The organism is Pseudomonas sp. GW822-FHT04C11 (assembly GCF_058800905.1).
This window is the reverse complement of the sequence record NZ_JBXAMS010000010.1, coordinates 123,464-139,547: the sequence shown is the minus strand read 5'-3', so window position 1 is coordinate 139,547 and position 16,084 is coordinate 123,464. Positions and strand designations below refer to the sequence as shown.

At 61.0% G+C, this 16,084-nt stretch carries 14 protein-coding genes; 7 read left to right on the top strand and 7 right to left on the bottom strand.

What is annotated here, in order from left to right; all coding sequences use genetic code 11:
• Positions 1-43: 43 nt before the first annotated feature.
• A complete protein-coding gene (locus AC1RJ3_RS18020) occupies positions 44-1,360 on the top strand; it encodes a bifunctional DedA family/phosphatase PAP2 family protein (RefSeq protein WP_103317531.1) in 1,317 nt (438 codons plus the stop codon).
• A gap of 149 nt (positions 1,361-1,509) precedes the next feature.
• Here AC1RJ3_RS18020 and AC1RJ3_RS18015 read toward each other — a convergent pair whose 3' ends face one another.
• Genes AC1RJ3_RS18015 through AC1RJ3_RS18005 form a run of 3 tightly spaced genes read right to left on the bottom strand, consistent with a single transcriptional unit; the run spans position 1,510 to position 3,189 of the window.
• Positions 1,510-2,100 carry an LON peptidase substrate-binding domain-containing protein gene (locus tag AC1RJ3_RS18015; protein WP_054594214.1) on the bottom strand — a complete coding sequence of 197 codons (591 nt, stop codon included), beginning with the start codon at positions 2,098-2,100 and terminating at the stop codon, positions 1,510-1,512.
• 10 nt (positions 2,101-2,110) lie between these two features.
• Positions 2,111-2,827, bottom strand: a complete 717-nt coding sequence (locus AC1RJ3_RS18010) for an LrgB family protein (RefSeq protein ID WP_054594215.1) — start codon at positions 2,825-2,827, stop codon at positions 2,111-2,113.
• Positions 2,827-3,189: a CidA/LrgA family protein gene (locus AC1RJ3_RS18005; protein WP_489111703.1), complete on the bottom strand. Its 363-nt coding sequence runs from the start codon at positions 3,187-3,189 to the stop codon at positions 2,827-2,829. Before AC1RJ3_RS18005 ends, AC1RJ3_RS18010 begins: the two co-directional genes overlap by 1 nt.
• A gap of 194 nt (positions 3,190-3,383) precedes the next feature.
• Here AC1RJ3_RS18005 and AC1RJ3_RS18000 point away from each other — a divergent pair, with 194 nt between their 5' ends.
• From AC1RJ3_RS18000 to AC1RJ3_RS17990, 3 genes are all read left to right on the top strand, one after another.
• Positions 3,384-3,839, top strand: coding sequence for a MaoC family dehydratase (locus AC1RJ3_RS18000; protein ID WP_019693819.1), 456 nt, complete (start codon positions 3,384-3,386; stop codon positions 3,837-3,839).
• A gap of 103 nt (positions 3,840-3,942) precedes the next feature.
• Entirely contained in the window at positions 3,943-5,661 is a 1,719-nt protein-coding gene (locus AC1RJ3_RS17995) for a C13 family peptidase (protein ID WP_347928112.1), read from the top strand.
• 28 nt (positions 5,662-5,689) lie between these two features.
• Complete coding sequence (locus AC1RJ3_RS17990; protein WP_054594218.1) at positions 5,690-6,331, top strand: oxidoreductase; 642 nt, start codon at positions 5,690-5,692, stop codon at positions 6,329-6,331.
• 185 nt (positions 6,332-6,516) lie between these two features.
• Here AC1RJ3_RS17990 and AC1RJ3_RS17985 read toward each other — a convergent pair whose 3' ends face one another.
• The 4 genes from AC1RJ3_RS17985 to AC1RJ3_RS17970 all read right to left on the bottom strand — a co-directional run bounded on the left by AC1RJ3_RS17985 (position 6,517) and on the right by AC1RJ3_RS17970 (position 10,946).
• On the bottom strand, positions 6,517-6,801 hold the full coding sequence (locus tag AC1RJ3_RS17985) for a YceK/YidQ family lipoprotein (RefSeq protein ID WP_054594219.1): 285 nt from the start codon (positions 6,799-6,801) through the stop codon (positions 6,517-6,519).
• The gene (ubiX, locus tag AC1RJ3_RS17980) at positions 6,794-7,426 is read right to left on the bottom strand and encodes a flavin prenyltransferase UbiX (RefSeq protein ID WP_019693823.1); all 633 of its coding nucleotides are present in this window, start codon (positions 7,424-7,426) and stop codon (positions 6,794-6,796) included. The genes AC1RJ3_RS17985 and ubiX overlap by 8 nt, the downstream gene beginning before the upstream one ends.
• Positions 7,423-8,772 (bottom strand): UDP-N-acetylmuramate:L-alanyl-gamma-D-glutamyl-meso-diaminopimelate ligase, encoded by a 1,350-nt coding sequence (gene mpl, locus AC1RJ3_RS17975; RefSeq protein ID WP_103317538.1) that lies wholly within the window; start codon positions 8,770-8,772, stop codon positions 7,423-7,425. The genes ubiX and mpl overlap by 4 nt, the downstream gene beginning before the upstream one ends.
• Positions 8,773-9,029: 257 nt before the next feature.
• Positions 9,030-10,946 carry a sigma-54-dependent Fis family transcriptional regulator gene (locus tag AC1RJ3_RS17970; RefSeq protein ID WP_103317539.1) on the bottom strand — a complete coding sequence of 639 codons (1,917 nt, stop codon included), beginning with the start codon at positions 10,944-10,946 and terminating at the stop codon, positions 9,030-9,032.
• 429 nt (positions 10,947-11,375) lie between these two features.
• Between AC1RJ3_RS17970 and exaC the strand changes: the two genes are divergently transcribed.
• The 3 genes from exaC (at position 11,376) to AC1RJ3_RS17955 (ending at position 16,084) form a co-directional block, all read left to right on the top strand.
• Complete coding sequence (gene exaC / locus AC1RJ3_RS17965; protein WP_054594222.1) at positions 11,376-12,896, top strand: acetaldehyde dehydrogenase ExaC; 1,521 nt, start codon at positions 11,376-11,378, stop codon at positions 12,894-12,896.
• Positions 12,897-13,140: 244 nt separating this feature from the next.
• Positions 13,141-14,511 carry an ethanolamine permease gene (gene eat, locus AC1RJ3_RS17960; RefSeq protein WP_054594223.1) on the top strand — a complete coding sequence of 457 codons (1,371 nt, stop codon included), beginning with the start codon at positions 13,141-13,143 and terminating at the stop codon, positions 14,509-14,511.
• A gap of 178 nt (positions 14,512-14,689) precedes the next feature.
• Entirely contained in the window at positions 14,690-16,084 is a 1,395-nt protein-coding gene (locus AC1RJ3_RS17955) for an ethanolamine ammonia-lyase subunit EutB (protein ID WP_054594224.1), read from the top strand.

Below are 16,084 nucleotides of genomic sequence, written 5' to 3'. Positions count from 1 at the left end.
CTCGCTCCCTCAGTTCATTTGATGATTTGATGGAGTTGTACGTATGGGCCCATGGCTCGATAGCCTGACTGTCTGGTTGACGGTCAATCCGCAATGGCTGGCGGTGGCGGTATTCATAGTGGCCTGCGTTGAGTGCCTGGCAATTGTCGGGCTGATCGTGCCCGGCATCGTGTTGCTGTTTGCCATCACGGTACTGGCCGGCAGCGGCGCGTTGTCGCTGGGCGAAACACTGCTGCTGGGCTTCCTTGGCGGCCTGTTCGGCGATCTGCTGTCGTACTTCCTGGGCAGGCACTTCCACCAGAACATTCGGCGCTTGCCAGGGCTGCGCCACCATCCGGAATGGATCAGCGGCGCTGAAAACTATTTCCAGCGCTATGGCATCGCGAGCTTATTGGTCGGGCGCTTTATCGGCCCTTTGCGCCCGATGCTGCCAATGGTTGCCGGAATGTTCGACATGCCGTTCCCGCGCTTCTTTGCGGTCAGCTTGCTGGCGGGTGCCGGCTGGTCGGTGGCCTATCTGCTGCCGGGCTGGGCCACGGGCGCGGCGATTCGCCTGCCGCTGCCGGAAGGTTTCTGGCCTCAAGCCGGAGTGGTCGTCGGCAGTATTGCGGTATTAGTGGGCCTGAGCATCAACAGCAGCTTGCGCGGTCATCGCCAGGCCACCGCACTGATTGCCGGCCTCAGCCTGCTGATACTCGGCGGGCTGTTCATAGGCTATCCGCACCTGAGCGCCTTCGATCAAGGCTTGATGACGCTGGTTCAAGAACACCGCAGCCCGGCGCTGGATGAAATCGCGGTAATGCTCACCCAGGTCGGCGATTTCAAAAACATGTTTGTGATCAGCGCGGCGCTGACGATCCTGCTACTGATCACACGCCAATGGCGGCACATGATCTTCGCCGGCTGTACGCTGCTGATCACCGCGCTGCTGAACACCGGAACCAAGAACCTGTTCGCCCGGATGCGCCCGGAAGTACTGACCGACCCACTGACCAGCTACAGCATGCCCAGTGGTCATGCGTCAGGTTCGTTTGCGTTGTTCCTGACCCTCGCGGTACTGGCCGGCCGAGGCCAACCGCAGCGCATGCGCCTGACCTGGTTGCTGCTCGGTTGCTTGCCGCCTGCCGCCATCGCCCTGTCGCGGGTTTATCTCGGTGCACACTGGCCAACCGATATAACCGCCGGCGCGATGCTGGCGGCGTGCGTGTGTGCTGCCAGCCTGGCCGTGACCCAGCGCCAGACACCCTTGAGCCCTATGCCGGCCAAGGTCTGGTGGTCGGTGTTGCCGGTAATGCTGGCATTGTTCGGGTTCTTCGCGCTGTGGCACTTGCCTCATACATTGCAGCGGTATGCCTACTAGGATCTGTACGAAAACTCGCCGAGCGGCGATCAGGCAAGGCAAAAACAGGCGAGGAAGCGGAGTTTAGGCCCCTAAATGAGCATTCCGAGCCTGTTTTTAACGCAGTCTGGTCGACGCGCAGGTAGTTTTCGTACAGAGACTGACAAGCGTTAGGCAAACAATTCCCCCTGCAACTCGTCCAGCAACGCCTGAATCGCATCCAGGCGCTGCTGCGGGTTGTCGAGTTGCAGCAGTTCGATCTTGTCCACCTCAGAAAACGGCAGCAGGTACGCCAATTGATTGGCCAGTGACTGCTGCCCGGCCGCGTCGGTGCCCATGTTCAGCGCTTCGACCATCGGGTGTTCAGCCAAGGCCTTGAGCAGTGCGACCAGGTCGGCGTCTTCGTCCTGTAGCGGTTGCTCCGGTTCGTCCTCCAGCCACTCGACCTCGGCGACGGTCAACTGATCGCGCTGAGTCTCGGTACGCAGTACATGGAAGCGCCGCCCGCCCTGCACCCGAATACCCAGCAGACCATTATCCTGCTGCTTGAAATCGGTAATCAGCGCTTCGCATCCCACCAGCGCATAGCCTTGCGGGGCAATGCCGACTTCTTCGCCGTCGAGAATGCACACCACGCCGAAGCCGGTCCCCTGCTTCATGCAGCGGCTGATCATGTCCAGGTAGCGCGCCTCAAAAATCTGCAAGTCGAGGATGCAGCCAGGAAACAGCACCGTATTCAGTGGAAAAAGCGGCAAGCTCATAGACATTTCCTTACACCACCATCGACACCGCCAACGGCAGGAACACCGCCGTGGCCACGCCCATCAGACTCATCGCCAGCGCCGCGAAGGCGCCGCACTCCTCACTTTCCTGCATCGCCACCGCAGTCCCGACCGCGTGAGCGGTCATACCCAGCGCCATACCGCGGGCTTCCGGGCTGTGCACACCAAGCCGGTTCAACAGGCTCGGACCGAAAATGGCGCCAATCACCCCGGTGATCAACACGAACACCGCCGCCAGCGCCGCCACTCCGCCAATCTGCTCAGCCACCAGCATGGCAATCGGCGAGGTAACCGATTTAGGCGCCATGGTCATCAGGATCATGTGCTCGGCGCCAAACCACCAACCCAGCAGCACGCCCATGCCGGTGGCAACCACACCACCTATCACCAGCGTAGTAAATATCGGCCAGAACAGCTGCCGAATCCGCCGCAGGTTCAGGTAGAGCGGCACCGCCAGCGCAACGGTCGCCGGCCCCAGCAGAATGCTGAGGATCTCGGTGCTTTTGCGGTATTCGGCGTACGTCAGCCCACACGCGAGCAACACGCCGATCACCAGCAGCATCGATACCAGCACGGGCTGCAGGAAGATCCAGCGGGTTTTCTCGAACGCTGCCAACACCAGTTGATAGGCGCCCAAGGTAACGCCAATACCGAACAACGGGTGATGAATCACTGCCGCCAGCGCACCCTGCCAGTCGAATATCATCACGACTTCTCCGAGCGCACGGCGTGGCGCTTGATCAGCCGTTGCATCAAGACTCCGGCGAACGCCATGGACAGCAGCAGCGACAACACCAGTGCGCCAACGATGGCCCAGAAATCCGCCGCGATATCGGCGGCGTATACCATCACGCCCACCGCTGGCGGCACCAGCAGCAAGGGCAAATAACGCAGCAGGCTGCCAGCCGCCAGGCTCAGGGGCTCAGCCACTTCGCCACGGATGACCAGGAACCCCAGCAGCAACAGCAGGCCGATAATCGGCCCTGGCAGCACTGGCAAAATCAAATGGTTGAGGGCCGTGCCGAGCAATTGAAACAGCACCAGCCAGGTCAGGCCGCGTAGCAACATCCGTCATCTCCAGCAAAACTCGTCCCCACAAGCGGGCGGGACATTATAAGCATGGCACTCGCTATGCATGGGTATTCGCCAAAGGTATGGAAGCTTGACCGGACCTAATCGCCATGATGATCTAAAGTGGTTGTTCCGGGGCCAACCCCCCACCTGAAAAAACTATAAAACCGATGAACCCAAGGAGAGTCTCAATGCCCTATGTTCCCGTTGCAGAGCTCAAAGATTATGTCGGCAAGGAACTCGGACGTTCCGAATGGCTCACGATCGATCAGGACCGCATCAACCTGTTCGCTGAAGCTACAGGCGATTATCAGTTCATCCACGTTGACCCGGTAAAAGCCGCACAAACCCCGTTTGGCAGCACGATCGCCCACGGCTTCCTGTCACTGTCGCTGATCCCGAAGCTGATGGAAGACATCCTGGTCCTGCCGCAAGGCTTGAAGATGGTCGTCAATTACGGCCTGGACAGCGTGCGTTTCATTCAACCGGTGAAGGTCGACTCCAGAGTCCGGCTCAAGGTCGAACTGAGCGACGTCACCGAAAAGAAACCCGGCCAATGGCTGCTCAAGGCCACCGCCACGCTGGAAATCGAAGGCCAGGAAAAACCGGCATACATCGCTGAACCGTTGTCGCTGGCGTTCGTGTAACCCCTGCCGGATGCGAAGCAGTTCCTGCTGTTTCGCACCGCGTCTCTATATATCAGACACATAGCTGCGGCATACTCCCTCGCCTAATTGCCCGGATCCCGCTATGCGCTCACTTGCACCCCTTGCCCTGACCCTGTTGCTCACCGCGTGTGGTGACGGCGAATCGCTGTTGCCGCCCGACGCACGCCTGCCCGATGGCGGTCGCTATCGGGGTGATCTGGTCAATGGGTTGCTGCAAGGCCAGGGCCGGATCGACTACCCGAACGGCAGCTGGTACGCCGGCCAGTTCGACAAGGGTCAGTGGCACGGTCAGGGCGAATGGCACGGCAGCAACGGCGAGGTTTATCGCGGGGAGTTCCAGCAAGGGCTGTTCCATGGTCAGGGCACGCTGACCACCAACGGCAGCAGCTACACCGGCGGCTTCAAACTCGGGCGGCGCGATGGTGAAGGCACCCTCAAAGAAGACGGCATGACCTACCGTGGCGAGTTCAAGGCCGATCAGTATTCCGGCCTCGGTCGTCTCGAACTTGAAGACGGCAGCCAGTATCAGGGCCAGTTCGCCAACGGCAAACCCAACGGTGAAGGCCAGCGTGGCGATGCCAGCGGCAACCAGTTCACCGGTACTTTTGTCGACGGCCAGCTGGAAGGCAACGGCACCTTCAGCAGTGCCGAGGGCGACAGCTATGTCGGTGGTTTCAAACAGAATCAGCTGAACGGCAAAGGTCGCTACGAGAACGCCGATGGCGACGTGTGGGTCGGCCAGTTCAAGGAAGGCGCGCTGAACGGCAAAGGCGAATTGATCGGCGCCGACAACAGCCACTACATCGGCCAATTCAGTGATTGGCGTTTCACCGGCCAAGGCCGTTTGAACCTGGCGGACGGCAGCTTCTACATCGGTGAGTTCGATAACGACAGCTATCAAGGGCACGGCACGCTGGTGCTGACGGATGGCACCGTGCAAAGCGGCGACTGGATCAATGGCCAGCGTGTACGCGATGCCAATGGCAAGTTGCTGCCGGACACCCTCGAGCTGGGGTTACTGGCGCAAGGGCGCCTGCTCGAAGACGCGCTGGCCAATGTGCCGGCCTCGACCCCGGCGATCGAGTTGTACACCCTGACCGTGGGCGGCGACGGCAAGCAGAGCGTGTTTCTGCGCGAGTCCGATTACGTCAGCAACATGCTCGCCAGCCGCTTCGGCGCCTATGGCCAGATCCGCCTGGTCAACCATCGCGACCACCTCGGCGACCGGCCGATGGCCACGCGCGAGAACCTGCGCCGCGCCGCCCTGACCCTGGCCGAACGCAGCGGGCCGGAAGACCTGGTGTTCATCTACCTGACCAGCCACGGCACCCACGAACACGAACTGGTGCTCGACCAACCGCGCATGGAGCTGGCCGATTTGCCGGCTGACGAATTGGCCACCGTCCTCGCGCCGCTGAAAAACCGCGACAAGATCATCGTGATTTCTGCCTGCTACTCCGGCGGTTTCATCCCGGCACTGAAAGACGAACGCACACTGATCATGACCGCCTCGCGTGCCGACCGAGTGTCGTTCGGCTGCTCGGAGGAAGCTGACTTCACGTACTTCGGCGACGCGTTGTTCGTCCAGGCGCTGAACCAGACCGACGATCTGGAGCAGGCATTCAAACTGGCCAAGGCCACGGTCGCCGAGCGTGAACTGGCAGACAGTTTCGAGGCCTCCGAACCACAGATCTGGGCGCCAAAAGGGGTGTTGGCGCATTGGCAATTACTGCGCAAGCAACAAGCACGCAAGGCACTGCAAAGTGCTGCATTAACCAGCAAGGAAGCAAAGAGCAACTAAGCTGAAACAGTATCAAGGGGGAAACATTATGTACTTGACGCCTCAGCATGTATTGCTCGCTGGAGCCACCGGCCTGGTCGGTGAACACTTACTTGATCGGCTGCTCAACGAACCGACCATCAGCCGCGTACTGGCACCGTCACGCCGACCACTGGCGGAACATCCTCATCTGGAAAACCCGGTTGGCGATCCGGCGGTGCTTCTCCCCCAACTCAGTGGCCGCGTCGACATTGCCTACTGCTGCCTGGGCACGACGATCAAACAGGCCGGCTCCGAACAAGCCTTTCGCGCAGTCGATCTGGACCTGGTGGTGGCGTTCGCCAAACGTGCACGGGAAATGGGCGCACGGCACTTGATCGTGATCAGCGCCCTGGGGGCTGACCGCAGATCCTCGGTTTTCTACAACCGGGTCAAGGGCGAGATGGAATACGCATTGCGCGCACAGAACTGGCCGCAACTGACTATCTGCCGACCTTCCCTGCTACTGGGAGATCGCCTTGAACCGCGACTCGCCGAACAACTGGCAGGCCCGCTGTCCAAACTGATTCCCGGCAAATACCACGGCATCGAAGCCTGCCAACTGGCCCGCGCCATGTGGCGCCTGGCGCTGGAAGAACAGGATGGCTTGCGGATTGTCGAGTCCGACGAATTGCGCAAGCTCGGTAAGTAACCTTCGATGCTACGCGGTTCCCTGTGGCGAGGGAGCTTGCTCCCGCTCGGCTGCGCAGCAGTCGTAATCCGGTCAATTTGATTTGCCTGAAGAGTCACGGCGGCAAGTTTTGGGGGTGCTTCGCGCCCCAGCGGGACGGTGCGGCGTTCCGACAAGCCCCCTCACCACAGGGATCGCGCGCCCCCTTACAACCCGCCTGTTGCCTGAAACCCTACCCCTAACACCGTCAACACCGACAGCGGCAACAGCAGCGTGTCGAGCAGCGCGCTGGCCGGCAGGTCGAGACCGGGGTAGCTCGGTGCTTCGGCGCCAAAACGATCCTTGGCGCAGCAACCGCCGTCCAGCGCGTACAGGTCAAGGCGCATCCCCGAGTACACCACTGGTGCGCCAGGCTTGGCCGCGTCCAATGTGCGTGCGGTGGCACAACCGCCCAATTGCAGGGCGAGCAGAAGACTCAATAGCTTATTCATCACTGCTCAAATGGTGTTCACCCCAACGCGGCAGCATGTCTTGCGGGATGTTCAACAGATTGAGAATCCGCGCCACGACAAAGTCCACCAGATCATCGATGGTCTGCGGCTGGTGATAGAAACCCGGCGAGGCCGGCAGAATGGTCACGCCCATGTTCGACAACTTGAGCATGTTTTCCAGGTGAATACTGGAATACGGCGCCTCGCGTGGCACCAGAATCAACTGCCGACGCTCTTTCAAGGTCACGTCGGCGGCGCGCTCGATCAGGTTGTTGCAGGCACCTGTGGCAATCGCCGACAAGGTCCCGGTCGAGCATGGCACCACCACCATCGCGGCCGGCGAGCCGGAGCCCGAGGCCACGGGCGACATCCAGTCTTCCTTGCCATACACCCGAATCTGCCCGGCAGCCGCGCCAGTGTATTCAGTGAGGAAGGCCTGCATCATCTGCGGTTTCGGCGGCAGCGTGACGTCGGTCTCGGTCGCCATCACCAGTTGCGCCGCCTTGGAGATCAGGAAGTGCACCTCGCGGTCTTCGCGCACCAGGCAATCGAGCAGGCGCAAACCGTACTGGGCGCCGGAAGCGCCGGTCATGGCCAGCGTGATGCGATCCGGACCGTTACTCATTTAAGCGCCTCGGCCAATTTGCCATGCAGGCCGCCGAAGCCGCCGTTGCTCATGATCACCACGTGGGTGCCGGGTTTAGCCTGGCTCTTCACCTGCTCGATAATGCCATCCAGCGAGTCACAGACCATCGACGGCACGGTGCACAGCGCAGCAACGGCGGGCAAGTCCCAGCCAAGGTTGGCCGGTGCGTACCAGATCACCTGATCGGCATCGACCACGCTTTCCGGCAAACCGTCACGGTGCGCGCCAAGCTTCATCGAGTTGGAACGCGGCTCGATGATCGCGATCAACGGGGCGTCGCCGATGCGTTTGCGCAGACCGTCAAGGGTGGTCGCAATGGCCGTCGGATGGTGAGCGAAGTCGTCGTAGATGGTGACGCCATGAACTTCTGCGACTTTCTCCATGCGGCGCTTGACGCTCTTGAACGCGCTCAACGCGGCGATGCCCATACTCGGAACCACGCCTACATGCCGCGCGGCCGCCAGAGTGGCCAAGGCGTTGGCAACGTTGTGCTGGCCGGTCATGTCCCACTCGACCACGCCTTGGGCGACGCCTTCGAACATCACTTCAAACTTCGAGCCGTCTTCGCTGAGCAACTTGACCTGCCACTGCCCGCCTGCGCCGGTGGTTTGCACCGGGGTCCAGCAACCCATTTCGATCACGCGCTGCAGCGCAGGTTCGGTGGTCGGGTGGATCACCAGGCCTTCACTCGGGATGGTCCGCACCAAATGGTGGAACTGTCGCTCGATGGCCGGCAGATCGGGGAAGATGTCGGCGTGATCGAACTCAAGGTTATTGAGGATCGCGGTACGCGGACGGTAGTGAACGAATTTCGAACGCTTGTCGAAAAAGGCGCTGTCGTATTCATCGGCTTCGATCACGAAGAATGGCGTGTCACCCAGACGCGCCGATACCGAGAAGTTCTGCGGCACGCCGCCGATCAAAAAGCCCGGGCTCATGCCGGCGTGTTCCAGCACCCAGGCGAGCATGCTGCTGGTGGTGGTCTTGCCGTGAGTGCCGGCAACTGCCAGCACCCAGCGACCTTGCAGCACGTGATCGGCCAGCCATTGCGGACCGGAGACGTACGGCAGGCCTTTGTTCAATACGTATTCGACCGCCGGGTTGCCGCGCGACATCGCATTGCCGATCACCACCAGATCCGGAGCCGGATCGAGTTGGGCGGGATCATAGCCTTGCGTCAGCTCGATGCCCTGCGCCTGCAACTGTGTGCTCATCGGCGGGTAGACGTTGGCATCGGAGCCCGTCACATGATGGCCCAGCTCTTTGGCCAGAACCGCCATCGAACCCATGAAAGTGCCGCAAATACCCAGAATATGAATGTGCATAGTCAACCTCGTAAAACATCGAGGCAGGTTAGCGTAGGGTGGGGAAAATCGCACTCTTTAGTGAGATGACCACGACCACTGTGGCGAGGGAGCTTGCTCCCGCTGGGCTGCGTAGCAGTCCCATTTTTAGGGCCGCTTCGCGCCCCAGCGGGACGGTGCGGCGTTCCGACAAGCTCCCTCGCCACAGGGAAGCGTCCATCCTTAACTGACTGGCATTAGGGCTTGCCCCCTCGCCACAAAAGAGTGCCCCATGCGGTTTAGCGCGCAATCCCGTGCTTGCGCAGTTTTCTATAGAGGGTGTTGCGGCTGACTCCCAGTTGTTCAGCGGTATGGGTCATGTGCCAACGCTGCTGCTCCAGGGCATTGAGCAACGCCAGGCGTTCGGCATCGTCCAGCGGATATTCGGACACCTCTTCCACCTGCGCCAACACTGGAGCCGGTCGGACCTGGCGAATAATCGCCGGCAAATCCTCAACCCCGATCCGTCCGTCATCACACAATGCCGCCAGGGTCCGCAGCACGTTACGCAATTGCCGCACGTTACCCGGCCAGGCGTAGTCGAGCAGCGCCTGTCGCGCCGCAGCGTCAATCAGCACCGCCTCCCCGCCCGACTCTTCAGCCAGCAAAAAGTCCAGCAACTGCGACTTGTCGCTGCGTTCGCGCAACGCTGGCAAGGCGATTTCCAGACCATTGAGGCGGTAATACAAATCTTCACGGAAACTGCCGTCCTGCACCCGTTCGAGCAAATTCCGGTGAGTGGCACTGATGATCCGCACGTTGACCGGCAGCGGCTCGCCACCGATCGGCACCACCTGCCGATCTTCCAGCACCCTTAATAGTCGGGTTTGCAGCGCCAGCGGCATGTCACCAATTTCGTCGAGGAACAACGTACCGCCATCGGCCTGCTGCAACTTGCCGCGCATGCCCTCTTTGCGTGCGCCAGTGAAACTGCCGCCGCGATAGCCGAACAGTTCGCTCTCGATCAGGCTTTCCGGGATCGCTGCACAGTTCAGCGCAACGAAGGCGTTGTCGGCGCGCTGACTGGCCTGGTGCACGGCCTTGGCGAAGGCTTCTTTACCTGAGCCGGTTTCACCGTTGATCAACAGCGGCACATCACGTTCGAAGACCCGCAAGGCTTTGCGAAAATCAGCCTGCAGCCCTTCATCCCCCAGACAAATACCCGTAAGAACCGGGCGTTCGGCAATGACCGGCGGTTGCAGCACCGGGGTCGGTACGCTACGCGGCTGGCCGCGCAATAGCGCAAACAACACCCGCCCATCGCGAGTGCGCAGTGGCCAACTGGCCGCGGCGTTAACGCTCGCACGCCCCAGCAGTTCGTCCAGCGAGCAATCGAAAAACGCCTCGACCGGTTGACCCAGCAACCCGCCACGAATATGCCCCAGCAGGTTCAACGCGCTCTGATTGACCGCGCTGATCCGCCCTTCTCCGTCGAACGCCAGCAGCCCTTCGCTGAACAGCCCGACCGACTCGGCCTGCAAGTGAAAGCGCAACAGCCATTGATTGTCGAAGTAACGCAGGAAGTAGCAGCTCTCGATCATCTTCGCCGAGAGATTGACCAGCGCCATGGTGTGAAACTGGCTCTGACGCGAGACATCGTGGCGCGCCGACGAAACGTCGAGCACCGCGAGCAGTTCGCCATGCGGGTCGAACACCGGGCTCGCCGAACAGGTCAGCCCTGTATGACGCCCCCGAAAATGCTCATCCTGGTGAATGGTCAGCGACTGCCGCTCCACCAGGCAGGTGCCGATGCCATTGGTGCCTTCGCAGGCTTCACTCCAGTCGGCGCCAAGCCACAGGCCGGCACGCTCGAAAATCTTCCGTTCGGCAGGCGCGGTGACACAGTTGAGGATCACCCCGCGGGCGTCGGTCAACAGCACGGCGTGGCCGGCACCGGAAAGTTGTTGATGCAGGCTGGTCATTTCGCCACCGGCAATCTGCAGCACTTGCTGCAAGCGCTCGCGACTCTCCAGCACACGACCGTGTTCAAGCACCGTCGGCGCCATGGTCAGGGCCGGGTCGAGGTGATAGTCCTCAAGACAACGCAGCCAGGAACGGGCGATGGACGGATCGCTGCCGGGACCGTGCAAATGGGATTTGCCCTGGGTCACGGTCAAGACTTGCTGGGCATGGCGACTCAAATGGTTGCTGTGCATTTTTTATTATTCTCTCCGAACACTGTGCTGGGCCCAATGAAGGACTGTCACCACCTTGTGGCGAGGGAGCTTGCTCCCGCTCGAGTGCGTAGCGCTCGCAAAAAATCATCAACGACAGACATTTTGGGGCCGCTTCGCGACCCAGCGGGAGCAAGCTCCCTCGCCACAGAGCGCCCAGCATCCTCCTGCCTCGATTGCTTTGCAATGCTGGCAAGACCGCCCGGTCACAGGCTGTGCCACAAGCGGTACAAACTGTCACAAGGCCTGTACCGCATCTGTCACAGGCTCTGTACCACCACCTCCTCGAAAAAACCGTAAGCCCTTGATTTACCTGACCTGCAAAGCACTGGCCCGACCTTTGCTCTACGCTTCTCAAGCGCTTACTGCGCGTACTCCCTTATAAGCACAAAAGCCAAGGAGATACTCACCATGCGTTACGCTCACCCAGGTACTGAAGGCGCTATCGTTTCGTTCAAGAGTAAATACGGCAACTACATCGGCGGCGAATTCGTCGCGCCTGTCAAAGGTCAGTACTTCACCAATACTTCCCCGGTCAACGGCCAACCGATTGCCGAATTCCCCCGCTCCACGGCCGAAGACATCGAAAAAGCCCTGGACGCTGCCCACGCAGCCGCCGACGCCTGGGGCAGCACCTCTGCTCAGGCGCGCTCGCTGGTGCTGCTGAAAATCGCCGACCGCATCGAGCAAAACCTCGAAGTCCTGGCAATCACCGAAAGCTGGGACAACGGCAAAGCCGTGCGTGAAACCCTCAACGCCGACATCCCGCTGGCCGCTGACCACTTCCGCTACTTCGCCGGTTGCCTGCGCGCCCAGGAAGGCAGCGCCGCGGAAATCGACGGCAACACCGTGGCTTATCACATTCACGAACCGCTGGGCGTGGTCGGGCAGATCATCCCGTGGAACTTCCCGATCCTGATGGCCGCCTGGAAACTTGCCCCGGCACTGGCCGCCGGTAACTGCGTGGTGCTCAAGCCCGCCGAGCAAACCCCGCTGGGCATTACCGTCCTGCTGGAACTGATCGGCGACCTGCTGCCGCCCGGCGTGCTGAACGTCGTGCAAGGTTTCGGCAAAGAAGCCGGTGAAGCCCTGGCCACCAGCAAACGCATTGCCAAAATTGCCTTTACCGGCTCGACCCCGGTCGGCTCGCACATCATGAAATGCGCTGCCGAAAACATCATTCCGTCCACTGTGGAACTGGGCGGCAAATCGCCGAACATCTTCTTCGCCGACATCATGCAAGCCGAACCGACCTTCATCGAAAAAGCCGCCGAAGGCCTGGTACTGGCGTTCTTCAACCAGGGTGAAGTCTGCACCTGCCCGTCCCGCGCACTGGTGCAAGAGTCGATCTACGACGACTTCATGAAAGTGGTGATGAAGAAGGTCCTGCAAATCAAACGTGGCGACCCGCTGGACACCGACACCATGGTCGGCGCTCAGGCGTCCGAGCAACAATTCGACAAGATCCTCTCGTACCTGGAAATCGCCAAAGGCGAAGGTGCCGAGTTGCTGACCGGCGGCAAGGTAGAAAAACTCGAGGGCAACCTGGCGACCGGGTATTACATCCAGCCGACCCTGCTCAAGGGCACCAACAAAATGCGCGTGTTCCAGGAGGAAATCTTTGGCCCGGTGGTGAGCATCACCACCTTCAAGGACGAAGCCGAAGCCCTAGCGATTGCCAACGACACCGAGTTCGGCCTTGGTGCCGGTCTCTGGACCCGCGACATCAACCGCGCCTACCGCATGGGCCGGGCGATCAAGGCCGGACGCGTCTGGACCAACTGCTACCACCTGTACCCGGCCCACGCCGCGTTCGGTGGTTACAAGAAGTCCGGTGTCGGCCGTGAAACCCACAAAATGATGCTCGACCACTACCAGCAAACCAAAAACCTGCTGGTGAGCTACGACATCAATCCACTGGGTTTCTTCTAACCCCGCGCGAAATCGCGTAACAGCTATCGCGGGTAAGCCTTGCTCCTACAAATCACACCCCCTGTAGGAGCATGGCTTGCCAGCGATGGCGCCTTCATTGACACAACCTACATTGCCCTGCCGCTCTGGCACGGGCCTTGCGTGCCCGTTCGACAGATTACCCGCTGCGTGAACAGCGTCGATCCACCCAAACCGCCACACCCGAAAGTCCAACAGATCGAACAATAAAAAACAGAGAGGACTTATGACTTCTTCAACAACGCTCAAACCCACACTCGGCACCTTGCATCTATGGGGCATTGCCGTCGGCCTGGTGATTTCCGGCGAATACTTCGGCTGGAGTTACGGCTGGGGCACCGCAGGCACCTTGGGGTTCCTCGTCACCGCGTTGATGGTGGCGACGATGTACACCTGCTTCATCTTCAGTTTCACCGAACTCACCACCGCGATTCCCCACGCTGGCGGGCCCTTTGCCTACAGCCGACGGGCCTTTGGTGAAAAAGGCGGCTTGATCGCCGGGATTGCCACGCTGATCGAATTCGTCTTTGCGCCACCGGCCATTGCGATGGCCATCGGCGCCTACCTGAACGTGCAATACCCGGATCTTGACCCGAAACTCGCCGCGGTCGGCGCCTACTTCGTGTTCATGGGCCTGAACATCCTCGGCGTCAGCATTGCCGCGACCTTCGAACTGGTGGTGACCGTTCTGGCGGTAGCCGAGCTGCTGGTGTTCATGGGCGTGGTTGCACCGGGCTTCAGCTTCAGCAATTTCGTGCTCAACGGCTGGTCCGGCTCCAATGAGTTCACGGTCGCCTCGATCCCCGGCATCTTTGCAGCGATCCCCTTTGCCATCTGGTTTTTCCTCGCTATCGAAGGCGCGGCCATGGCTGCCGAAGAAGCCAAGGACCCGAAACGTACCATTCCACGGGCCTACGTCAGCGGCATCCTGACCCTGGTGTTCCTGGCCATCGGCGTGATGGTGATGGCCGGCGGTGTGGGCGACTGGCGCCAACTGGCGAACATCAACGATCCACTGCCTCAGGCCATGAAAGCCGTGGTCGGCAACAACTCCAGCTGGATGCACATGCTGGTGTGGATCGGTTTGTTCGGTCTGGTGGCGAGCTTCCACGGGATCATCCTCGGCTACTCGCGCCAGTTCTTCGCCCTCGCTCGCGCCGGCTACCTGCCTCGCGGCCTGGCCAAGCTCTCGCGCTTCCAGACCCCGCATCGGGCAATTCTGGCCGGCGGCGTAATCGGCATCGCGGCGATCTACAGTGACGGGCTGGTCAACCTGCAAGGCATGACCCTGACCGCCGCGATGATCACCATGTCGGTGTTCGGCGCTATCGTGATGTACATCATCAGCATGCTCAGCCTGTTCAAACTGCGCAAAACCGAGCCGCTGCTGGAGCGCACCTTCCGCGCCCCGGGTTATCCGATCGTGCCAGGCATCGCGCTATTCCTGGCGGTGGTCTGCCTGGTGGCGATGGCCTGGTTCAATACCTTGATCGGGATGATTTTCCTCGGTTTCATGGTGGCCGGCTTCATCTACTTCCAATTGACCGCCAAACAGCGCTTCGACGCCCCGGCGGATGCGATGCTTACGGGTATCTGAGTCGCACCGGCGCCGGGCAATTTCCCCGGCGCCCGCCCTGAAACAATGCAACACCCGTAGGAGCAAGGCTTGCCCGCGATAGCTTCACCGCGGTCTGACAGAGATATCGCGGCGATCCGATCGCGGGCGAGCCCTGCTCCTACGGGTCATCACTTACAGATTCAAGAGGACACCGCTCATGGCTGCATTTGCCCATACCGTCGGCGCCCGGACTTACCGTTTCGATGGCCTCAAGGAAGTCATGGCCAAGGCCAGCCCGGCACGCTCCGGGGACTTTCTGGCCGGCGTCGCCGCCCTGAACGACGGCGAACGGGTCGCCGCGCAAATGACCTTGGCTGATATCCCGCTCAAGCATTTCCTGCAAGAAGTGCTGATCCCCTACGAATCCGATGAAGTCACCCGGCTGATCATCGACACCCACGACGCCCGCGCCTTTGAGACCGTCAGCCACCTGACCGTTGGCGGTTTTCGCGACTGGCTGCTCAGCGATGCGGCCGACGAGCAGAGCCTGCGGGCGCTGGCCCCTGGCCTGACCCCGGAAATGGCCGCTGCCGTGTCGAAGATCATGCGCGTGCAGGACCTGGTGCTGGTGGCGCAGAAGATCCGCGTGGTGACTCGGTTTCGCGGCACCATGGGCCTGCGCGGGCGCCTGTCGACCCGCCTGCAACCCAACCACCCCACCGACGAACCCGCCGGCATCGCCGCGAGCATTCTCGACGGCCTGCTCTACGGCAACGGCGACGCGATGATCGGCATCAACCCGGCCACCGACAGCATCGCCTCGATCTGCGCGATGCTGGAAATGCTCGACGCGGTCATCCAGCGCTACGAAATCCCGACCCAAGCCTGCGTGCTGACCCACGTCACCACCTCTATCGAGGCGATCAACCGTGGCGTGCCGCTGGACCTGGTGTTCCAGTCAATCGCCGGCACCGAAGCGGCCAACGCCAGTTTCGGCATCAGCCTGAGTGTGCTGCAGGAAGGGTATGAAGCAGGCTTGAGCCTCAATCGCGGCACCCTGGGGCAAAACCTGATGTACTTCGAAACCGGCCAGGGCAGCGCGCTCTCGGCCAATGCCCATCACGGCATCGACCAACAAACCTGCGAAACCCGCGCCTACGCCGTGGCCCGGCACTTCAAGCCGTTTCTGGTAAACACCGTGGTCGGTTTCATTGGCCCGGAATACCTCTACAACGGCAAACAGATCATCCGCGCCGGCCTCGAAGATCACTTCTGCGGCAAGTTGCTCGGGGTGCCGATGGGCTGCGACATCTGCTATACCAACCACGCCGAAGCCGATCAGGACGACATGGACACCTTGCTGACGCTGCTCGGCGTGGCCGGGATCAACTTCATCATGGGCATCCCCGGTTCCGACGACATCATGCTCAACTACCAGACCACCTCGTTCCACGACGCGCTCTACGCGCGCCAGACCCTGGGCCTGAAACCGGCACCCGAGTTTGAGCGGTGGCTGGCACATATGGGCATCTTCACCCAAGGTGACGGCAAGGTGCACTTCGGCAACAACCTGCCACCGGCCTTCCGCCAGGCCATGGCGCAACTGGGATGA